This is a genomic window from Coleofasciculus sp. G2-EDA-02, assembly GCF_040226375.1.
In the GTDB taxonomy this organism is placed as follows: Bacteria; Cyanobacteriota; Cyanobacteriia; order Cyanobacteriales; family Coleofasciculaceae; genus Coleofasciculus.
In genome coordinates, this window is record NZ_JAVKEW010000117.1 from 1 (window position 1) to 22,749 (window position 22,749).

General features: G+C 44.7%; 19 protein-coding genes. 6 read left to right on the plus strand and 13 right to left on the minus strand.

The genetic code is table 11. The features are described from left to right. The 10 genes from RLO19_RS13035 to RLO19_RS13080 all read right to left on the minus strand — a co-directional run. A partial coding sequence (locus RLO19_RS13035) for a hypothetical protein (protein ID WP_446356981.1) occupies positions 1-475 on the minus strand: 475 nt, incomplete at its 3' end. Between the two features lie 417 nt (positions 476-892). Then, complete coding sequence (locus RLO19_RS13040; protein WP_446356983.1) at positions 893-1,264, minus strand: roadblock/LC7 domain-containing protein; 372 nt, start codon at positions 1,262-1,264, stop codon at positions 893-895. Between the two features lie 84 nt (positions 1,265-1,348). After that, entirely contained in the window at positions 1,349-1,846 is a 498-nt protein-coding gene (locus tag RLO19_RS13045; protein ID WP_446356985.1) for a hypothetical protein, read from the minus strand. A gap of 224 nt (positions 1,847-2,070) precedes the next feature. Further along, a complete protein-coding gene (locus tag RLO19_RS13050; RefSeq protein WP_446356986.1) occupies positions 2,071-2,493 on the minus strand; it encodes a roadblock/LC7 domain-containing protein in 423 nt (140 codons plus the stop codon). Positions 2,494-2,651: 158 nt separating this feature from the next. Then, complete coding sequence (locus RLO19_RS13055) at positions 2,652-3,149, minus strand: hypothetical protein (RefSeq protein ID WP_446356987.1); 498 nt, start codon at positions 3,147-3,149, stop codon at positions 2,652-2,654. A gap of 176 nt (positions 3,150-3,325) precedes the next feature. Beyond that, positions 3,326-3,856: a GTP-binding protein gene (locus RLO19_RS13060; RefSeq protein ID WP_446356989.1), complete on the minus strand. Its 531-nt coding sequence runs from the start codon at positions 3,854-3,856 to the stop codon at positions 3,326-3,328. Positions 3,857-4,043: 187 nt separating this feature from the next. After that, positions 4,044-4,415, minus strand: coding sequence for a roadblock/LC7 domain-containing protein (locus RLO19_RS13065; RefSeq protein ID WP_446356991.1), 372 nt, complete (start codon positions 4,413-4,415; stop codon positions 4,044-4,046). Between the two features lie 61 nt (positions 4,416-4,476). Further along, entirely contained in the window at positions 4,477-5,031 is a 555-nt protein-coding gene (locus RLO19_RS13070; protein ID WP_446356993.1) for a protoglobin domain-containing protein, read from the minus strand. 640 nt (positions 5,032-5,671) lie between these two features. Continuing rightward, positions 5,672-6,043, minus strand: coding sequence for a roadblock/LC7 domain-containing protein (locus tag RLO19_RS13075; protein ID WP_446356994.1), 372 nt, complete (start codon positions 6,041-6,043; stop codon positions 5,672-5,674). A 217-nt stretch (positions 6,044-6,260) separates the two neighbouring features. Further along, a complete protein-coding gene (locus RLO19_RS13080; RefSeq protein WP_446356996.1) occupies positions 6,261-6,731 on the minus strand; it encodes a hydrocarbon-binding protein in 471 nt (156 codons plus the stop codon). A 1,119-nt stretch (positions 6,732-7,850) separates the two neighbouring features. Here RLO19_RS13080 and RLO19_RS13085 point away from each other — a divergent pair. Further along, a complete protein-coding gene (locus RLO19_RS13085) occupies positions 7,851-8,129 on the plus strand; it encodes a GNAT family N-acetyltransferase (protein WP_446356998.1) in 279 nt (92 codons plus the stop codon). Between the two features lie 180 nt (positions 8,130-8,309). Here the strand turns inward: RLO19_RS13085 and RLO19_RS13090 are convergent, their stop codons facing one another. Then, on the minus strand, positions 8,310-8,780 hold the full coding sequence (locus RLO19_RS13090) for a hydrocarbon-binding protein (RefSeq protein WP_446357000.1): 471 nt from the start codon (positions 8,778-8,780) through the stop codon (positions 8,310-8,312). A 341-nt stretch (positions 8,781-9,121) separates the two neighbouring features. Beyond that, positions 9,122-10,222, minus strand: a complete 1,101-nt coding sequence (locus tag RLO19_RS13095) for a saccharopine dehydrogenase family protein (protein WP_446357002.1) — start codon at positions 10,220-10,222, stop codon at positions 9,122-9,124. 493 nt (positions 10,223-10,715) lie between these two features. Between RLO19_RS13095 and RLO19_RS13100 the strand changes: the two genes are divergently transcribed. Beyond that, entirely contained in the window at positions 10,716-11,042 is a 327-nt protein-coding gene (locus tag RLO19_RS13100) for an STAS domain-containing protein (protein WP_446338413.1), read from the plus strand. Between the two features lie 130 nt (positions 11,043-11,172). On the opposite strand, the gene RLO19_RS13105 is transcribed toward RLO19_RS13100, so the two are convergent. Then, entirely contained in the window at positions 11,173-12,312 is a 1,140-nt protein-coding gene (locus RLO19_RS13105; protein WP_446357003.1) for a PP2C family protein-serine/threonine phosphatase, read from the minus strand. 214 nt (positions 12,313-12,526) lie between these two features. Here RLO19_RS13105 and RLO19_RS13110 point away from each other — a divergent pair, with 214 nt between their 5' ends. The 4 genes from RLO19_RS13110 (at position 12,527) to RLO19_RS13125 (ending at position 22,745) form a co-directional block, all read left to right on the plus strand. Continuing rightward, positions 12,527-12,970, plus strand: coding sequence for an ATP-binding protein (locus RLO19_RS13110; RefSeq protein WP_446357005.1), 444 nt, complete (start codon positions 12,527-12,529; stop codon positions 12,968-12,970). Positions 12,971-14,266: 1,296 nt separating this feature from the next. Continuing rightward, positions 14,267-16,921 (plus strand): DEAD/DEAH box helicase, encoded by a 2,655-nt coding sequence (locus tag RLO19_RS13115; protein WP_446357007.1) that lies wholly within the window; start codon positions 14,267-14,269, stop codon positions 16,919-16,921. Positions 16,922-17,074: 153 nt separating this feature from the next. Further along, positions 17,075-19,747, plus strand: coding sequence for a glycoside hydrolase family 10 protein (locus RLO19_RS13120; protein ID WP_446357009.1), 2,673 nt, complete (start codon positions 17,075-17,077; stop codon positions 19,745-19,747). Between the two features lie 439 nt (positions 19,748-20,186). Further along, positions 20,187-22,745 (plus strand): ShlB/FhaC/HecB family hemolysin secretion/activation protein, encoded by a 2,559-nt coding sequence (locus RLO19_RS13125; protein ID WP_446357011.1) that lies wholly within the window; start codon positions 20,187-20,189, stop codon positions 22,743-22,745. Positions 22,746-22,749: the final 4 nt, after the last annotated feature.

A 22,749-nucleotide genomic window follows, 5' to 3' on the forward strand; every position in this document is an offset into this window, starting at 1 on the left:
TGGTGTACTCGAACAGATCACAGCTACCCCCTTGTAAGAGTGATTCAATTTGAGTTCCCTGCAAACGCTGATTCAGAAAGGCTTCGAGAAACCCTTGAACCGCCCCCATGGTGAAAGAAGCGACCCGAGTTGAGCCTTGAATTTCACCGAAGGAGTCAAAGGTTTCGCGAGTATAGACTTTGTAGACATCGCCGTCTTGGATGATCTTGTCAATGACGCACAAACGAGTTCCCTCTTTTCCCAAAGCTAGCTGGGCTTTTTCGGTAATTTCTTCCATGGAGACGGAGGCATCCTTGTCTACCAAATTTAATTGTTTTGCTAGCTCTTTACCCCGTTGGCGACCTGCAGAAAGCATCGCGATCGCAGCGGCTTTTTCACCCAGCGCATCCTCGATACCGCTAACGATTGCCTTCATTTCTCCAATGCTGCCAAAGTTTCCCAATTCGTGACGTGGATCTTTCGCTGAATCTGCCATATTAATTTCCTCATTTAATGAACAAAAATTGTTGGCATTAAGAGTTTAGCTGTTCAGGAAAAAATGGGTTTGAACAGCTAAATCCGGTGAGTGATGTTAGCCAATGGCTTCTCTTTTTGTTTTAGCATTACATTGTCAACTTGTCTAGATTATAAATATTTTTTAAATAATTAAATAGAGAAAATATGATCAAATCAAGTCTCGCTATAATGGGGAAAAAGAAAAATCAATTATTCTATTAAAAAAACTGTAAAATATATTATTTTCTTGATTGAAATTCTCTGATAATACAGTCAGAATAAATTAATTTTAGCGATAGTTTGTTTAATTGATCATCTCAACATGGGTAGGGTGGGCAATGCCCACCCTACATAGGGCTTGCTGCACAAGTGAAGAAACCCTTACCTATCAAGGTGATTACGACAGAACCATTTGTAATTGACCAACGGTGCGCTTGATTTCCAGCATCAAAAGTCCTTGCTTCGCCGCTTTCGTCGCCAGAACTAGAAAGACGGTATCTTCACCACAACTGGTTAAGATACTCAAACCCTTATCACCCTCAACATAAATACGGTCAATTACGCCGCGAACTAATTCTTTACCAATCCGTTCACCTAAAGAAAGCATCGCCGCTGACATCGCAGAAACTCGTTCGTCATCCATACCACTCGGTAAAGTCGTCGCCAGGGGTAAACCATCCGGGGTGACAATCGCTGCCCCTTCAACATCAGAGGTGGCTGAAGCAAAATCCTTGATGATCATTCCTAGTTTTTCAGCATTAATAGCCATTGTGATACTCCTTGTCCAATTTCAAACAGTTTGTGAACTTATAGATACTGGAAGTTAAGACTTCTTATGCTCCCCCCGAACCTGTTAATGATTGACTTGAGGAAGAACGGTGTACTCTAACAGATCAAAGTTGCCACCTCGTAAGACGGATTCAGTTTGAGTTCCCCGTAAGCGCTTACCCAGAAATGCTTCTAGAAATCCTTGAATTGCCCCCATGGTGAAAGTACATTGCCGGGATGAGCCTGGGGATTCACCAGCTGAACAAAGGGTTTCGTGGGTAAAAACTTTGTAGACATCGCCCTCTTGGCTAATCTTGTCAATGACGCACAAACGAGTTCCATCTTTGCCTAGGGCTTCCTGGGCTTGTTTGGTCAACTCTTCCAGGGATAGGGAGGAACCTTTGTCTACCAAATCCATGGCTTCTGCTAGCTTTTTACCCCGTTGGCGACCAGCAGAAATCATCGCGATCGCGGCAGCTTTTTCCCCCAGTGCTTCTTCGACACCGGTAACGATTGCCTTCAAGCAAACAATGCTGCCAAAGTCTCCGAGTTCTTGACGTAGTTCATTCTGTACAATTGCCATAGTATTTTCCTCATTTGCCGATAAAATTTGTTGGCATTAATGGTTTAGGTATTCAGTAAAATCTATGCTTTAATAGCCAACTGCTTGGATGGTATTAGGTAATTATCCCTATTTATATTTTAGCATTTAATTGCGAATATGTCTGTAATTTTCTATAGTTTATTTATGAAGTATATATAAAAAATATGACTTAAATTATTTATCATAAAAATAATATTAGCCAATTAGCTAAAACATTTTATCGACAAATTAATCACTGAGATGATCACAAAGAAATACGACAGAAATAAATTTATTTTCGTGATGGTTCGTTGAATTTCTAATCTCAACAGTCCCGGCTTAGCCGCCTGACTTGCTAAAACCAGAAGAACCGCCTCTTGTCCACAACGGGTTAAAATGCTCAAGCCTTGCTTACTCTCTACAGAAATGCGATCAATCTCTCCCCGAATCAGTTCCTTACCTATTCGCTCGGCTAAAGACAACATAGCGGCTGATATCGCTGATACCCGTTCATCATTCATACCAACTGACAAACTTGCAGCTAGGGGTAAACCATCGGGAGTAATTATTGCTGCACCTTCCACATCAGGGGTATTACTGACAAAAGTCTTCAGAATACCCCCTAACTTATAAGGATTAATCGCCATAGTTGCCGTTTTGCTGAAATTTCCTCAACGGGGAATAGGAGTCAATCTCCTTTGTAAAAATGTCATGTAGAGACGTTCGAGTGGAACGTCTTTACAAAAATCATGACTACTCTCTTGAGGCTAGGTTCGATTGAGAAAATGCACTAACTAGAGCAAGGTTATTTTTGAATAGCACCTAAGACTTTGTACTCCAAAATATCGTATGTTCCTCCCCGTAATACGGATTCAGTTTGAGTTCCCCGTAAACGTTCACCCAAAAATGCTTCCAGAAATCCTTGAATCGCCCCCATCGTAAACGTGCATTGTCGTGATGAGCCTTGGGGTTCACCTGCGGAACAAACAGTTTCGTGAGTATAGACTTTATAGACTTCGTCCTCCTGAAAAATTTTTTTGATCGCACACAAGCGAGTTCCATCTTTACCTAATGCGTCTTGGAGTTTTTTCGTCACATCAGCTAAAGAGATTTCTTTTCCCTTATCCACTAAATCAAGATTTTCCGCCAACTGTTTACCTCGTTGGCGACCAGCAGAAATTAGCGCAATTGCTGTAGCTTTATCACCTAAAGCTTCTTCAACACCAGTAATAATTGCTTTGAGGCAAACAATGCTGCTAAAGTCTCCAAGTTCTTGGCGTAGTTCATTCTTTGCAATTGCCATATTCATCTCCTTTATTGTACAACCTTTACCCATTTCAAGAACTAATCTATTTACTCCTTCTCAAGTTAAAAGATTAATCCAGATATTCTTTAATTAATTTTTATTTTTTGTGCAATACAACAATTTTATTTTTGCCCTTTGTTAAAAAATATTTAGGATATGTAAAAAAACTTCCTCTAAGATATTTGTTTAATTAAGACTCTTAATGCTTTTAAAACTGAGGGTTTCAGTTGAGGATTTACGTTCAGAATAGGCGGACGATGCTGAGCATTTACAATACCTAAACGTTTAACAATTTCTTCTACAGGTAAAGCTCCGCCACAATCTGTATGAGTCAAACCAATAAGCATCGGCACTTGAACGCGATCATTCATAAACGAGAGGATATCTTGAGCATAGGAAAAACTATTGGGCTGATTAGCGGTTACCAGTAAAATATAAGCATCAGCTCCTTTAATTAAAATATCCCACATAAAATCAAAACGGGTTTGACCGGGAGTCCCGTACATGTACAAAGTTTTATTAGCCTCTAACACAAGTCTGCCAAAATCGAAAGCGACGGTAGTTGTATCTTTAAATGAGGCTTCTGTATCAGAATCGCTTACCTTTCGTTCTATTTCGACAACATCAATTTCACTAGCTATTCGCACAAAAGTAGATTTTCCCGCCCCGACAGTTCCTGTTATCACTACACGTATATTTTCCATGATATTTATTGGCAGCAAAGCAGAGTTGCTTTTCTTGATTCGATTTAAACTACTTTTAGCCAGAAGGATGTGGAAGTAAAAACAGAAAATGCTGTTCAAACTATAGTTCTCTATGTCAGGATATTTATGGCTATTAGTTATACTTTACTAACGCCTTTAAAATATTCCTGACACTTAATTAACTAAATTACAGCAAGATAGCCTTCAAATCGCCAAGAGTCCGTTTAATTTCTAACATCAAGAGTCCTTGTTTAGCTTGCTTAGTGGCTAGAACTAGAAAGACAGCATCTTCCCCACAACTTGTCAAAATACTCAAGCCTTGGTCACCTTCGACATAAATGCGGTCAATCATACCACGAATCAGTTCTTTTCCAATCCGTTCACCTAAAGATAGCATCGCCGCAGACATTGCCGATACCCGTTCATCATCCATACCACCCGGCAAACTCGTCGCTAAAGGTAAACCATCTGGGGTGACAATAGCAGCACCTTCAACATCACCCGTTGCTGAGACAAAATTCTTAAGAATATGTCCTAATTTTTCAGAATTGATCGCCATTGATTGTTTGACTCCTGCTGAATTGAGAGACTATGAATGGAGTTAAATCGTGAAGTTTGAATTACATTGAACCTGCACCCGTAGCAATGAGGCGTTTGAATAGACCTTCTGTCCAACCTGTTTCTTTGAGAACGGCGGCTGATGTGACTTCAATGTAGGCTTGCTCAATAAACGCCAGATCGATCATGCAAATTCGACTGAGAGCATCTCGTAATTCTTCATCTTTGCCTGCCTCTTTTAGCTTTTGACCTACAGCATTAACCACAATTGCCATAGCTGGCACTACATGTTGCGGTCCAATGCCAATCTGCACATGCACTAGACCAATTCGCCAACGGCGATCTGCATAAGTATTCCCCCAATCATCCATACCTGTAAACATTTCGTAAAACCATTGCGTAAAGGTTTCACGCAAGCGATGTATCCGTCCTTCTGTAGCATTCAAAAGCTCGCTCATTTCCGGATCTCGTCCCAAATAAGCATAGAAATGATCTGCCATTTCTGGAGCGATGTCTTTACCCCAATCTGCGTTGGCTTTGAGAATTGCTTTCTGTTCATCGGTAAAGCTAATACGCCTTACCATTGTCTCCATAAATGCATGAGAATCTAAGGTCATCTTTGTTCTCTGTTAGAGTTGATTTTTAATCTTCTTTATTGATAACAATTTTTTTTAATGTTGTCCATATATTTATGTGTTATTTATGTAAAGAAATAATTTAAACCTCAAACAATTCGCACAAAAACTCAAATCCAAATTAAAGTAAAGCAATGGTATTTAAGTCAATTTAGATAATAAAGTTTAAGGACAATAGCTGAACTCAAAGGTATTCAAATATTAGAAATAAATGGTAAATAAGATAAACGCGATCGCGTCCCATTAAGCTAACGCCGAGCTGCGCTAACGCTAACACGGAACCAGACAAACCAAGTCTGCCTAGGCAGACTTATAGGGATGATATACTTAAGACAAATGTCGCGCTCCTTAAGCTAGCAAGGAAACTCAGTTGTTTAACTTTTCGCCGAATCCAGGATATCTGCCTTATCCGCACAACTCCGCTTAGCTTTCATACAGTTACTTTTTTCATGCATCAGCAGATAAGTCCGGAGTATTGGCTCAAATCAGTACTGTTGTTATCTCTATACTTTTGTTCAGATATAGGGTTTCACTTATGTATATTTTTATTATTTTTCATCATATTTTATTGGAGGCGAACCCCGACTCAAGGAGTCGGGGTGCGGATAGGAGACTAACTGAATTAACCCAAACTGACTTTAATCTGGCTAACCGCCCGACTAATATCTAAGTTAAGGGCGCCTTGTTTGGCATCTTTCCCAGCCAGAACGATGAACACAGCTTCTGGACCGCAGTCGGTCATAATGCTGTAGCCATCATCACCTTCGACTAAAATACGACTGGTTTGACCTCCCAAGAGTTCTTTGGAAATCCGTTCACCCAGAGACAGCATAGTGGCGGACATTGCTGAGATACGCTCTTCAGCCACTGATCCGGGCAAGCTAGACGCTAGGGGTAAACCATCCGGCGTGACAATCGCAGCACCGATGACATCAGTTGTCGTTGAGACAAAATTCTGAACCAGGTGACTCAGTTTCTGAGTATTGATTCCCATTTTTGTGTTTCTCCTTAACGTTAATAGAGGACAATGAAGTTAAGTGATGTAACTAGGACAAGCATGGCTGACTGGTTTGATGTTAAAATGACCTACTTCTGGGTTTTAGCCCAAACTGTAAGGCTACCCAGTCAGCTCACGATGAGCATAAGGCGGCTAAGAAAAGATTTGCCGAGTGTGATAGCAGGGCGATCCTCATTAGCTGCTTTTTGTTGAATTACTCAACAGTAATAAACTCGAACAGGTCGTAAGAATCACCTCGAAGGACTGATTGTGTTTGTGAACCCTTTATTTTTTGCTGAAGCAGTTCGGTTAAAACGCCCCAAACTAAACCGAGGGTAAAAGTACATTTAGGAGGTTCTTCATCAGTTCCGCCGATCGCGCAGAGGGTTTCTGTGGTGTAAACCTTGACAGTGTCGCCCTCTTGGGTGATCTTGTCAATGATGCACAAACGAGCTCCCTCTTCACCCAAAACTTCGGCGATTTGCTTAGTCGCATCTTCCAAGTTTTGTGTAGTACCTTTGAACCCCAACTTTTCTGCGAGTTCTTGCCCATGCTTACGACCAGCAGCAGTCAGAGCAACGGCTGTCGCTTTTTCACCTAAGGCATCGCTCATCCCTTCAACCAAAGCCCGGAAGGATTCAATACTGCTGAATTGTCCTAATTTATCTCGTTTTAGTTCTAACACGTTGACTCCTTATTTTTGACAACATAGAGTTGGAACACTTCATCAACCAAGAAGGTGTTTAGCAAGGTAATCCTAGTCAGTTAAATTGCTATTCATTTAAGAATTTCTTTAATGACACTAAATTCTTAATCATAGATATTTAGCTGGTTCTAGACACATAGCCCTGCTGTTTCTATGAATAATATACCGATCTAATTGATGCAATCCGGAAACTTGTATATTTTTTTTTCCCAATCTAGACATTGAGAGTTCTGTTATTTACAATTAGTATAGTCCCCTATTTTTTTAAAAAATTCCTTTTAAAAAGAGTTTTAATTCAAAATATAAAATAAATATAAAAATCTAGATGCTCATATATGCGTAAAAATAGATAGAGTCCCCGTGAAGAAAGCTGTATCACCAATCCAGTGAAACTTAGTCGATACATTATTAACTTGCAAGTCCCTAAGAAAAAGTGGTCAAGATGCTTGCACTAAGAATGATGAACTGGCAACTTGAGTCTGCACCCCCTGCTAGCCATAGCACAATGACAGGTCTGGAACATGGCTTTCATTAACTTGACAGCAACGCTCTTGAGTCCGTCCCTGTGCATTTCTTATCTAAAACGTTTCGCTCTACTGAAATTCTCTCTCTGTTCAATTGTATTACATGCAATACATTTGGCAAGTCTTGACACATACTCTAGCTATAGAAGATAATAAATAAGGTATGATATAAGTATGTGTTAACAAGGGAACACATCTCTCTATTTTTCTCTGAATCATGTAATTTAGCCTCGAAAACTTAACGCCATGTTTCAGATTCGCTAAGGAGAATTCACTCAAAAAAGAATAGTGCTGAGAATCATTAAAATCTGCTGATCAGAGTGAATCAACCATCAGGGCAAAAACTGAGACAATCCTAAGGATTTTGAGAGTCTTCAGAAATACAGCCCAGGATCTGTAGAAAAACTAGCTAGTGCAGCGCACTTGAATTTAGCTAATATCCCTGAGTTCAGCGTCGCTACAGGTGTTCATTTTTCGGAAAACCCTGTAACCTGTATCCCACCTCATTACGTTATCAGCCTTTTGCATCGAACTCGGGTTAATAAAACGCCGCGATTAAGCGGTAAGGTGAATTATGTTTGAGTTAATCGTCCAAAACGAGATTGTCGGGGAAATCGTGTTTAGCATCGCGCCCGATGGATTTGGTGTCATTAATCTCATCGAAGTTAAACCCACCTGTCGAGGTAAAGGATTCGGAAATCAGCTTTTAAACGAAGCCATCACTCAACTTAAATGCCAAGGCGTTAAGGGGATACGTCTGACTCCGATAAAAACCAAGAATCCTTTTATCGTAGATTGGTACAAAAAGAAAGGATTTGTTTTAAACAGAGACAGAATGCTTTTAACATTTTAACAACTGCGGCATTCGGGTAATAGGAGAAGGACAGAGATTGACTAGAGAAATTTCTGCCTTCCTACCGACTATCTACTAACTAATGTAGAGACGTAGCCGACTACGTCTCTACTAACTAATGGCGGCTTTCTCCCTTTCAGACTATCCTTAAAGAAAATGAAAAGCCGCTCTTTTCAGAGATTAGGTGAGTACAGTAAACTCAAACAAGTCGTAGCTGTCACCCCGCAGTACAGATTCCGTTTGAGTTGCTTTCAGTTTCGATTGGAGTAGTTCACCTAAGACTCCCCAAACTAGACCGAGTGTAAAGGTACACTTGGCAGGAGTTTCCTCCGTTCCACCGACAGCACAAAGGGTTTCGGTTGTGTAGACTTTGATCGAATCACCGTCTCGAACAATGCGATCAATGATACAAAGACGAGAACCTTTTTCTCCTAAAAGTTCTTGAATTTGTTTGGTGGCACCTTCTAAGTCTTGTGTTGAACCGTTGAAGCCCAACTTTTCAGCAACTTCCTTACCGTGCTTCCGACCCGCAGAGGTCAGTGCTACGGCTGTAGCTTTGTCCCCTAATGCGTCTGTCATGCCTTCCACAATAGCCCGGAAGGATTCAATGCTACTAAGTTGTCCTAGTTTATCGCGTTTTAGTTCTAACACATTTTCTCCTTATTTTCAGAATAGATTAATGAGATGTGTTCTACATTTATCTAGGTGTTTAGTTATACAGAAGTAATTCGATAAGTTTATTAAGACTTCGGGGTATAACCGACAAAATCTCAAAGAAACTCCGAGGAATTTATACTTATTTTCTACATCTGTAATACTTGTATACCATACATAAGCTTAGCTGTATTTTCCGGAAAACGTCCACTTTTTTGTGATCTATCAATCAAAAAAAATAAAACGAAATATTATTAATTAAAAAATAATAGAATTTGCCTAATTAGTTTCAATAAATTACTCAAAACATATCAACTTGATCTAAGAAGGCTAACGCTTTAGGTCAGGGGGTTCGTTTGCAAATGAATTTGGATGTTTCGATGTTGCATCGCTTGTTCAAATAATTCCGTTGAAAGTGCTTGTTCAACCGACCAAACACCGGGTTTACTGAGTTGACCTGCCAAGATAAACTGAGCAATGCTGCCTGTACCCGCACCAGCCGCCACTGCCGTATTTTCATGCACTAAGGTTGAGACAACTGTGACAGGTTGGTTCCCCTTGTAACCTGTGACTTGGGCGCGAATGGCAACGCCGATACCACTGAAGCGATCGCTAATTTGGGTCATGCGGTAGCTGAGTTGGGATAAATACTCGATATTCTGGGGTTTCCTTAACCAAGCGGAGGGAAACAGATGGGCGGTGATCCAGGTGAGGTGGTTGTAAATATCGGGAATCGAGCCAAACTTGGTGATCACCGTTTTTACGGGAAAAGAGTTGACAAGAGTAGCAGTTTCTGGTACATCAAACCAGTAGACGCCAACCTTGCCATAAGGGTCAGGGAAGTCAATCGTTTCGCGATCGCTATAGGGTTTGACCTTCTGCCACTGGTTATCAATCCACGCATCAAAGGGTTCTGATAAGCCCAGAAACGTGGTTCGCAGCACGGTTACTCCAGCCCCACCGGAACCGGCTACACCATAACTCAGGTGAATTTTTTCTGGCAAATCCAGTTGTTCGATTGCCTGACGCACCATGCTATTGGAGATTCCGGGAAAAACCCCGGTATTAATAATGGCGGTAACACCCGCCGCCGCCCCTTGCTCGTGATCGGCGAAGGCTTTTTGCATAAAGGTGCGATTATCACTCACATCCAGATAATTTACGCCCATCTCAATGCAGGTTTTGAGAACCGAGGCGTCTCGATACAGAAAAGGACCAGCACAATGAATGACCAGATTATGAGACGCGATCGCACTCCTCAACCCATCTTGATCTGCTAAATCTAGGGTCAGAAATTGCACCTGTGGCGAAAATTCTGTCTCCGATGTCCTGTGACGCCCTGTAATCGTAATTTCTGCTTGGGTATGGGCAACGAGATCTTCCATTACACTGCTGCCGATACGTCCTTGTCCACCTAGAATCAAAACTCGGTCTTTCATTGCCCAACTTAGTAATATCCTTAATGAAGCTTACCAAGGATATTGCCCTTCAGATCAAGGTTGCCGCTACCTTGGACGTCAAACGTCATCCATTCAAACCTTTACCGTCTCCAGATCTTATCTAATCTGGCAAGAATACCTTCACTTTGAGTGACCGGATGAATTGCCAGAAAAGATGGTAGTATCTGTAGATATGATAGGTTATGGTAAATGTGTCTACCGAAAAAATCCGGATAGATACGGCTGGATTCGGTAAGGACTAACGTATCTCCGCCCAAGTGGAGATGCAGTCCATCCCTGACCCATACAGATAGCTGCTCCCGTGGAAAACAGAATGAAGTTACTCAAGAGAGATATATCTATAATCTCTCCAGAGGATAAAAACTGCCCAAAAACGACATCTCTTATCAGCGCAAAAATTTGGCTGATTTGAATTGTCGCGGCTATACTGGCAAGGTCTGGATATTTCTGTAACGGCAGTCATAAGTAGTATATGAGTCCTGTGGTTAAAGTTGTTCAACCCTCTGGTATCTTAGATGGCACAAAAGCCGGTCAATTTCGTCAAGAGATTAGCGACCTTGTGCAATCAAATACTGATATCGTATTGATTGATTTTCAAGACGTTACCTTTATGGATAGTTCGGGCTTAGGGGCACTGGTTCTTGCCCTTAAGACCGTTCGTGCCGCTGGGGGAAAGCTCTTTGTTTGCTCAGTCAACGAACAAATCAAAATGTTATTTGAACTGACAAGCATGGATCGGGTTTTTGAAATCTTTCCCTCACGAGAAGCGTTTGAGGAGGCTGTCTCCTCTAGTGCATGACTCCCTGTGGTAGCGCAGCTTGGCGAAGCTCAGCAAGAATCCCCGCGTCTTCAGACCGGGGATTGTTAGCTGCTTTGAAACAACAACCCGCCAGGGATTAGAATCCTTGGCGGTTAGTGTGATAACTTTTCTATTCAAAGTTAACTTCTAGCAAAGACAAATCGTCATCGAAAAAGTCTTTGGGATTTAATGCCTCAACACCCTGTAAGATTGAGTTGAGGTTACACAAACTCTCTACTCTACACTCACCCAGAAGTTTGACAAAGGAGTCAAGTCCCCAGATATTACCATCCGGTTGGTGAATCTCGTAAATCCCATCGCTGAAAATGTAAAGGGAACTGGATTCGCTGACGTCGCAGCTATCATCCACATACTCAGCCTCAAGCAGCATACCTACAGGCAGTCCCGTTGTCTTCAAAAGCTGGACATCCCCACTAGACAATGGCTTACCCGAGAATAAGACAGCCGGTGGATGTCCAGCACTGGCATAGACAAGTTTACGCTTGGTGCGATTATAGACTCCATACCAGATGGTAAAGTATTTATCATTGCGTGCTGTCATCTGAAAGGTCTGGTTTAACCCCCGCAGAACGTCGCTGGGTTGGTAGTAGTTAATATTCGGCAGGGTGCGTGACCTCAAAAGATTCAACACCGAAAGGGTTGGCAAAGCCGCTCTCAAGCCATGTCCTGCCGTATCTAGCAAATAAATTGCCAGGTGTTCGGAATCCAACCAGTAGTAATCAAAGCCATCACCTCCCAATTGCCGAGATGGAATGAATCGAGAGTCAATAGTTACAGGCGGTTCGGTCATCTGATCTGGCAGAATGGAACGGACGTACTCCGCCGCTTCGGCTAGTTCCATTTCCAGCAAGTGTTTTTGGTGCTGCAAATCGCGGCTCAGTTCATGTAATCTCAAGCCCGAACGCACTCGCGCCTGCAATTCAGCAATTTCGATGGGCTTACAGATAAAGTCATCCGCCCCAGCATCTAGTCCCTTTACTCGATCCCCAACGGAACCGAGAGATGTCAGCAAAATAAACATAGTGGTTGATAGTGCTGGTGTTGCCTTAATTTGACGACAGACTTCTAGTCCGTTCATCCGTGGCATAATCCAATCACAAATGACCAACGCCGGACGTAACTGCTGCGCTTGTTCTAAACCCTCTTCGCCGTTGCTAGCGATTGTCACTTCATAACCTTGGTTATGAAGCGTCCGTTTCAGCAGTATTTGAATGGCTGGGTCGTCATCAATAATTAGAATTTGGGTCATGGCATCGAGATAATACAAGTCACTCAAGGAGATTGCAGATGCACGCGCTTACAACAAGAAGGAATACTCGATGAAGCTGGGCACTTTCATGAGAAAGTGATAAAGATATCAAGGTCAGTGAATAAATGGTAGAGCAAGGGTTAAATCTAGGGTAGACTGGATTTTTTCACAGGGAGTATCTGTTCATTCTAATTCTGGTTTTGATGTCGTTGATGTGAAAGGCTTTGAGCAGTTGATAGAGCTTCAAACATTTAGCAATCAATTTCCTTCCGACCTAAATGCGTTAGACCAGGTTTTATCCTGGTTTGGGGAGCTTCACCCCTCCTCAATCGAAACAAAACTCTGGTTACAGTGCAAACTAGCGCTTGCGGAAGGATACACTAACGCGGTGAAATATGCCCACAAAGACCTGCCGTCGAGTGTTTCCATTGATGTTGAGGTGGTCCTAGCGAAATCACCCCAACGTCTAGAAATACGGATCTGGGACTGTGGAGCGCCTTTTGACTTTGAACGGCGGCTCCAAAATCCGTCGTCCTTGCCTGATGATCAGGCTGAAGGAGGGCGAGGACTGGCTATTATGCAAAAAATTGCCGATAAGCTCAGTTATACACGTATGGATGATAACCGCAACTGTCTAACAATTGTTAAATTTTATTAAGAATCCTGGCAGCAGGATGTAGGGAAGCAGGGGAGCGGGGGCACTTTAGGTGCTAGGGTGCATGTTCTAGAGGTAGCTAGCTACCAAAACATAAGCGAAAACCCAGCTTCTGAGGCTGGGTTACTGTTTATATATGGCGCTCAATTGATCGATCTGCTCCGAATAACTTGATCAAACTTGGGTTTTACCTAGCTTGACGCTCGCCAGAATTCAGCGGCTTGCCTTGTGATGGTATCTTCATTTAGTTGCTTCCTAGTTGTCAAAGTACTTGCAATTTGCTACTATTGTAGTACAGGTTAAATAAATTAAAAGCTAATCGCTTGCCTGTACTCTGAACCAAGACAACCTGGGATATGCGCTTGGGTCTAGAAACAGACTATTCGTAGTCGCATCTGTTTCCGGGTAAAATTCCAGCAGCTACATTGGGTGACAAAACTTTTTGTATTGTCCGGCGCGGTGGGGCATCCCGTGTCGTTAATAAAGCTCAGTCAATGTCCGAGGCTCAATAGCTGGAGTCGCTGAGAAGTCTACACCATACTGTAATAAGTTGGTGTAGGAGATGTCACCGACCACTGCCGCGATTATCATCTTTGCCCTCAGTATCAAACGTATCAAACGCGAGACGCTTGGGTGATTGATTGGACAAAATGACTAAGCTTTCACGTTCTCTCCTAAGATAGGATGCTTGTGAAAACTCGCTCATGTTGTTGCACATCGCTCGTAGATCTCCATGTCCGAGTTGCTACAGCCTTTTTTCCAATCAACCCTGTGCAAATCAGGACAAACCCTAAAATTGGCAGAGGGACTCCAGGCGCAGGGAACAAATCCTGGCAATTTAGGGCGGAAACCGTAATGAACTTAACCCAATGGTGGGGTTTTGGGGAAGGCTATAGGTCCAGCACTAAATCAAAGATTGTAGTGCTGGGAGACTGGAGTTGGGGTTCCCAAAAAGATTCACAACAAAAATGGTACAATAACGATACTAGATGTCGAGGCAAGGATTATTTGCATCGGTTGTGTCAACGAAAACCAAGTTGGCGTAGCAAGTCATCTGTATGCGAATGCACCCATTGCACTCTCAATATCAAAGTATTATAGGCGGATGGGACAGCCGTCTCTGCTGACGGAGGGGAAGTAAGACCATTACTTGGAGTAAATCTAAGTTGTGGCTACTCCCCTAAGAAGTCAGAAGCCCACACTGTACCTCCTGTCCTGAGCCTGCGAAGGATCACAAAGGATCAGGTCTGTGCTGGGTAGTTCACGTCCTGCTTTCGTCACCTATTGGCAAGATCTGGTGTGAACGTTTCTACCCCGAAGATAGAGCTTGACCCGAAAAACCTGTTTCCGTTTCCTCTGGATCAATTTCAGCTCCAAGCGATCGCAGCGCTGAATGCGAATCGTTCAGTTGTCGTCTGTGCCCCCACAGGTTCCGGAAAAACGTTGATTGGTGAATACACGATTTACCGCGCTTTGTCAAGAGGAGGGCGAGTTTTTTATACCACTCCCTTGAAAGCACTCTCCAACCAAAAGCTACGAGATTTTCGCGCCACGTTTGGTGACCAAAATGTGGGTCTGGTTACGGGCGATGTTTCCATCAATCGGGACGCGCCAATTTTGGTGATGACCACGGAAATTTTCCGCAATATGCTTTACGGCACACCGATTGGGGAAATTGGCACGTCTGTCGAAGGTGTTGAAGCGGTGGTCTTGGATGAGTGCCACTACATGAATGACCGACAACGGGGTACGGTTTGGGAGGAGTCGATTATTTATTGTCCCCCAACAATTCAGCTTGTTGCCCTATCGGCTACGGTGGCGAATTCTGATCAGCTGACGGACTGGTTGAACTTGGTTCATGGCGCAACAGAGCGGATTTATTCCGACTTTCGACCAGTTCCCTTACAAGTCAGCTTTGCCAACCCAAAGGGTATTTTCCCCCTGCTGGACTCTAGCCAAACGAAATTAAATCCTCGCCTCAAACCTAAACGAAATAAAGGGAGAGGACGGGGGGGACGCCCAGAGAGCCCCAGTAATGCCTTTGTGCTGGCGCAACTCCAACAACGGGATATGTTACCGGCGATTTATTTTATCTTCTCTCGTCGCGGTTGCGATCGCTCGGTAGAGGAGTTGGGAGACTTGTCCCTGGTTAATGCCAAAGAAGCGGCTGAATTGAAAAAGCGCATTGACGAATTTTTGCGCCGGAATCCGGAGGCGGGTCGCGCCGGACAAGTGGAACCCCTTTATCGTGGGATTGCTGCCCATCATGCGGGGATTTTACCAGCTTGGAAGGGGTTTGTGGAAGAGTTGTTCCAATTAGGGCTGGTTAAGGTGGTGTTTGCCACTGAAACCCTAGCCGCAGGAATTAATATGCCCGCTCGCACCACCGTGATTTCTACCCTCTCGAAACGAACAGATCTTGGACACCGACTGCTGACGCCATCGGAATTTCTACAAATGGCAGGTCGAGCCGGACGACGGGGGATGGATGCAACGGGTTATGTGGTCACATTACAAACACCTTTTGAAGGGGCAAAGGAAGCGGCGTACCTAGCTACGAGTAAGGCTGACCCATTAGTCAGCCAGTTTACTCCGACCTATGGCATGGTGCTGAATTTACTCCAAACTCACAGCCTTGCTGAGGCGAAGGAGTTGATCGAACGCAGTTTCGCTCAATACCTGGCAACACTGTACCTCCAACCCCAGCAACAAGCGATTACCGAGTTAACCACAGAACTGGCAAAATTAGATATTCAACTGGCGCCCGTTGATCTAAGTGCCCTGGGGCGGTACGAAAAGCTCAAGGAACGGCTTAAAGAAGAACGGCGATTACTTAAAACCCTACAACGACAAGCCGAGGCGGTACAAGCAGCAGAAATTGCCCAAATTATACCCGAAGCGCCCTTGGGTACTCTACTTTCACTCAAGGGCAAGTACATTCCGGTTTCTGAACCGATTCCGGCTCTATTGGTGGCGAAGGAAAAAGGGCGGGGACAGTCACCCTATTTAGTCTGCTTAAGTGCAGATAATCGCTGGTATGTGGCAACAACAGCCGATTTGGTGGGGGTATATGGGTGGTTAGATATGATTGATTTGAGTGTTCTCAACCCACCCGCTGAACTCACACTCAAGCCCGGTCAACTTAGGCGGGGTACACCAGAAACTGAGGCTTCAGCGGCTCAAATTCCCACCGATATAGAACTCATAGTCGCACCCGAAGTGGAGGCGCAGCAGCAGCGGGTAGATGCGGTAAAAGCCCAACTCGAAGATCATCCAGTGCGACAATGGGGTAATCCGTCTCAATTAATCAAGCGCCATAAACGCCGCCTAGCCCTACAAGAGGAAATTAATGAGCGTCAAGCTTTATACCGAGAAAACCAAGCCCAGCACTGGCAAGAATTTCTTAACCTGATTGAAGTGTTAAGGGCGTTTGGTGGTCTGGAGGAAGTAACACCCACACAACTAGGACAAGCGGCGGCGGCGATTCGTGGGGATAACGAACTGTGGTTGGGGTTAGCCTTGATGTCCGGTGCATTTGATCAGTTAGATCCTCACCACTTAGCCGCCTGCGCCTGCTCTTTGGTGACGGAAACACCGCGTCCTGATAGCTGGACAAATTATCCCCCCTCAGAACCTGTACTGGCGGCATTAGATAGTTTAAGACAAACTCGCCATCAGTTGTTTCGAGTACAACGTCGCTATCAGGTGGCTCTGCCGATTTGGTTAGAACGGGATTTAATTGGGTTAGTTGAGCAATGGGCTTTGGGTGTGGAATGGACACAGCTTTGTGAGGATACCAGTTTAGATGAAGGGGATATTGTCAGATTGTTGCGCCGTACTGTCGATTTTTTATCTCAAATTCCCCATGTGCCATTCCTATCGGATGCCTTAAAACGGAATGCTATTCGAGGGATTCAGTTATTGGATCGCTTCCCAGTTAATGAATTGGTTTAGAGTTTTTGTTGAGTCGCTACCCTGGCAAATCTCACTCAGGTGTCGGTGTCTAGTTGCGCCATGCTACTCTTTGGATGGCTCATCTAGTCCTACCATTTAAGATGGTTAAGGAGCGATTGGAGTTACGACGGTCGGAGTCTCACGAGGTCTACGATGAAAAAATGGGTTGTTGGCACTGCGATCGCGGCAACAATCAATACCCTGCTAGGATTACCCGGAGCGTTAGCTCAAACGGTAAACTTGGGGGTGGTAAAAAGTCCTGATAATCAAGCCGATTGGTCAGATATTACCAGTCGCTTGCAGTCAACGGGTGTGGATTACTGTGTTATTGATTTGAGCCAGGTTGCTCAACTTTCTAATCTGGAAAATACTCAAGTCCTATTTTTACCCAATATTGAACGCCTCGAACCCGAACACCTAGCAACTGTGCAAGAGTGGATGCGTCAAGGGGGGCGGATCATTGTCAGTGGTCCTGCGGGCATTTTATCTCAACCTGAGGTTCGCAATCGCTTGCGATCGCTCTTGGGTGCCTATTGGGGATTTGGTCTGAGTACACCGTCTCGATTGGAACGATTATCAGTGTCTTCGCCAAGGTGGATACCCAATGCGGGATTGGTGGAACAGTTGCAAGGGGGTGTGGTGATTCCCGCCAGTTTGGAGGCTCAAACGGCGGCTGTATGGAATCAGCCAGAAAATCCCCCCGCCGTGGTGACGACGGATCAATCGATTTTTTTGGGCTGGCGCTGGGGAGTGGAGGGGGAAGCCGCCGCACAGACGGATGTGGTTTGGCTGCAAGCGGCGCTGAGTCGTTATAATATTACGCCGACGCCTGGAAAGATGCCGAATTCATCCCCACCGAATTGTGTTAAAAGTCAATCCTTGGCGGCGACTCCTGTACCTGTAATCAGTCGAGATCCAAAACGCCAAGATAACCTCTCCGCCAGCAATCCGACTCCTGTTCCCAGCGAAGGCGATCGCTTAGTGCTTCCCGCCCAAACTCCGGGCAATAATCGGGGTATCCTGACTCCCAATGAAGTGACGGCGATGAGTCGGGAGTTGGAACACTTAATGGGTCGGGTGGAAAGTACATTATTAACGGCTAATGCTCACAATAGTGAGGTTGGCTTGCTCACTCAAGAGAGTATCGAGTCATTAGAGGGGGTGAGTGTCAAGGAAGCCGAACATGAGACTCAACGGAATTACCAGCCAAATCGAACCACGGTTTCGGCATTAGCGCAAGCGAGAATTGGGTTACAAAACTTTCTGGGTGCGGTTGAGCAACAGGACTATACGGCGGCGCGACAACAATGGATTAATGCCCGACGGCTTCTCTGGGATAATTATCCCATCGCTCGTCAACTTGCCCAACCGGAAATTCGGGCAATTTGGTTAGATCGGGGGACAATTGTCAAGGCAAAGACTAAGCAGGATTTAGTTAAACTCTTCGACCAATTGGCAAAGGCGGGATTTAATACCGTTTTCTTTGAAACTGTTAATGCCAGTTATCCGATTTACCCCAGTCAGGTGGCTCCTGAACAAAACCCTCTGGTTCGCGGCTGGGACCCTTTAGAAGCCGCCGTGGACTTGGCTCATGAACGGGGGATGGAGTTACACGCTTGGGTGTGGATTTTTGCGGCGGCGAATCAGCGTCACAATGCTCTATTGAATCAGCCACCTGATTATCCGGGTCCGGTTTTATCAGCTCATCCCGATTGGGCGATTTTTGATAAGCGGGGACGCTTGTTTGATCCCAATACCAGAAAGGCATTTTTTGATCCCGCAAACCCGGAGGTGCGGGATTATTTAATGGCACTGCTGGAAGAAATTGCCAACCGCTATGACGTAGATGGGATTCAACTGGATTATATTCGTTATCCGTTTCAAGATCCGAGAGTGAATCAAACATACGGGTATGGGGTGGCGGCGCGTCAGCAATTTAAGGAATGGACAGGGGTTGATCCAATTGAAGTGTATCCTAGCTCGCGCCAATTATGGCAACAATGGACAGACTTTCGTATCCGCCAAGTGGACAGCTTTGTCGCATCGGTATCGGCGCGTCTGCGCGAGCAACGTCCTGATTTGATTCTATCGGCTGCTGTATTTGCCCTCCCCCTAGGGGAGCGTCAGCAACGATTGCAGCAAAACTGGGAAGAATGGGCTCTTCAGGGGTATATTGATCTAGTTGTACCGATGACCTATGCTTTGGATACAGAAGGGTTGCACAGTCTCGCCCAACCGTTACTCACGGAATCAACACTTAACGAAGCGTTACTGATTCCAGGAATTCGTTTGCTGAATTTACCCGATGTTGTCGCAGTTGACCAAATCCAACTGCTGCGGGATTTACCCGCCGGGGGGTATGCTGTGTTTGCGGTTGAGAATCTTAACGATAATTTACATCGTATTTTCCAACAGACTCAGGGTCAGCCTGAGTCCACCTCAACCGATCCCATTCCTTACCGTCAGCCGTTCCCAGTCGCCATGACTCGATTTGCCGCACTGCAACGGGAATGGAATTTTTTGGTAACGAATGAGCAAATCGCCATTCATCAAGACGCCTTTACTGAATGGGTGGCTCAAACAGAAAAGCTGAATCAGGCGCTCAATCAACTTGCCATGGAACCCTCACAGCAGCATTGGCAAAACGCCAAAGCCGCCCTCGCCGCGTTCCGATCTCAATTCCCCCAATGGATGCAGCAGCAAGGGATGCGCCACCCTTATCAAGTTCAGGTGTGGGATAATCGGCTGGCAACAATTGAACGGTTATTGAATTATGGGGGACGAACCACTTTGCCGGAAAATTCGTCGGATGCGATTAAACGTTAATAAGTGAAACTATTTGCCGACATTTGGCTTAAGAGCATGATAGTTTGTGTAAGGTAAACTATTTTGGGCAACTAAGGCGCTCCCTATGGGTCTAGCAAGAATTAAGGTTCAGAATAGTGGTCTCCTGCATCAGTCTCAACTTGGGACACAAGTTTGATTGTTTCCCAACATCAGATCTGAGTAAGATCCCGATGGAGTCGCTTGCACAAAGGACATCTTAGTTGAGATAACAGTAAGGGGTTGGGAGGAGACTCTGAAAATAGGTTGATTGTTCACGCAGTACTTGCTCGTTTAAAGTCGAGTTTTTCCCTTGATGAAGTGGTATTTGCAGCTTAATGTTTTTGTAGGTTTGCTTTCAGTTCTGACCGGAATTGGTAGCGCAACTATGGCTTTTGGTGAAACACCCTCGAAGGTCACTGACTCAACCTCAAAGGAGGTAATGGCTCGCCCAGTCCGTGGTCAAGAAACGTCAAAGGTGGGTATTGTGCAGGGTAAACCTGTCAAGTCTCCTACTTCACGGGTTAAACCGACTACATCTGTGGTGATTAAGCCTCAGTCTTTGAAAATTAAACCCACAACCTCTACATCAACATCCCTCAATCCCCCGAATCTCAGACCTCAAGCTGTCAAACCCCAAGCGCCCAAACCTGCCCGTTTGTCGATCGTAACCCTTCATGATGCTGGCGTACACAGGTCTTCAGGTTTAGAAGACTCAAATATTGTTTTACATGCAGATAGGCTAGAGGCGATTCTGTTTGATCCCATTGTTTTACCGGGGGATAGCTTCAATCCTACCCAGGATGATCCCACTGTCTTTCCCACCGCCACTATTTCTTTGTTCCGTCACCAGTTGGCTCATTTTCAGGGTGGGATGGTAGATGTAAGGGATCATAGCCATCCCCAAAGACTGGTGATTCAGCCTTTCCCCAGTAATCGGGACAACCGGCAAGTGTCTATTCTTTCTGTTGAAGATTTTCTCACTCCTGATTCCCCAGAGGTAGAGTCAAAACCTGGGGATGTAGAGGAAAGGAGAATACAGGTTCTGGATAGAAGTAATTTAGAGAGTAACTTTTCACGTCAATCTGAATCAAGGACAGATGATCCCGATGTATCGGGGACTCAAATTCATCCCACTCGCTTAAAACCAGAAAATCGACAGGCGGCGAGTTTAGCAGCGTCTCAGATTCACCCGGCGCGTCTCCAACCGGAAAATCGGCAAGGGGTGAATCTGCGCGTTTTCCCAATTCAGCCTCTAATCGGACAATCTGAACCGTTGCAATCGACTCAACCCGAAACCGTGAATCATCAGCAACGCCCCCAACACTCATCGGTTACGGTAGAGAAACCTAAATCCACTTCCAGTAGTAACGTAGTTTGGCAACCTTTATCCTCCCAGAACCGGAATCAGTCGGCAATCGTTGAGAGTAGCCATGGAATTCGTTTGATTTCGGCGAACACTAAACAGAATGGTGACACCCCGCCTGAAGAGAATCAGATTTCCGTTCAAGAGATTAATGTCACTGGGAGTACAATTTTTGGGGAGGCTGAACTTAACCCGATTATTGAACCGGTTGAAGGACGTACTGTCACTCTGGAAGAACTCAGAAGTGTGGCGGATGGGATTTCTCAACTGTATCTGGAACGAGGCTACATTACCTCTAGGGCGGTTCTGGTTGAAGAAACCCTGAACACAGGTGTGGTAGAAATTCGGGTGATTGAAGGGAGTCTGGAAGAGATTCAGGTGGAAGGAACACGACGGCTGAATCCGAGTTACGTGCGATCGCGCGTCCGATTGGGGGCGGATACACCCCTGAATACAGGCGAGTTAGAAGATCAATTGCGCTTGTTACGGGTTAATCCCTTATTTGAAAATGTGGAAGCCTCGTTGAGGGCGGGAACCGGATTGGGACAAAGTATTCTTGTGGTGCGGGTTACTGAAGCCGATCCCTTTGAAGGAAGTGTCGGTATTGATAACTATTCCCCTCCCAGTGTAGGTTCTGAACGCTTCACTACGAATGCCCGCTATCTCAATCTAACCGGAATTGGGGATGAAATTGCCGCACAATACAATCGGACAACGGCGGGTGGTGCCCATACCTGGGATTTTAATTATCGGGCGCCAATCAATGCGATGAATGGCACGGTGCAACTGCGTACATCGTTTAATGAAAATACGGTAATTCAAGGGTTCCCCAATGTGCAACAACTCGATATCCAAGGAGAATCCGATCTTTATGAAATTAACTATCGCCAACCCTTCATCCGCACCCCGCGTCGAGAGTTTGCTTTATCCCTAGGGTTTACTCATCAAGATGGTCAAACCTTTACCTTTGCTGGACCCACACCCTTTGGGTTTGGTCCCGATGAGGAGGGTATTAGTCGCACCAGTGTGTTGAAGTTTGGACAAGAATACACCCTACGTCAAACCTCTGGGGCGTGGGCATTTCGTTCCTTATTTAGTTTTGGCACTGGCTTATTTGATGCCACAGAAAATTCCGATGTTGATGAAAATAATCCCGATGGTCAGTTTGTTAGTTGGTTGGCTCAAATCCAGCGGGTGCAAATTCTGAATCCGGATAACTTTTTAATTATTCAAGCGGATCTTCAGTTAGCCTTTGATAGTTTATTACCTGCTCAACAATTTGTCATTGGTGGCGGTCAATCGGTACGAGGATATCGGCAAAATGTGCGGGCGGGAGACAATGGATTTCGCGTTTCCGTAGAAGATCGGATTACCTTAGAACGGGATGAATCGGGTATTGCCACATTTGTCTTAGCACCATTTTTTGATGTCGGTTATGTTTGGAATCGAGGGACGAATCCGAATGAATTATTAGACCAGACATTTATTGCTGGGTTAGGGTTAGGTATATTGTGGGAACCTTTGCCTAATTTAAACCTGCGGCTGGATTATGGATTGCCCTTGGTTGATTTAGAGGATCGAGGTAAAAATGCTCAGGATGAGGGGTTTTATTTTAGTGTGAATTACAATTTCTAGGGTA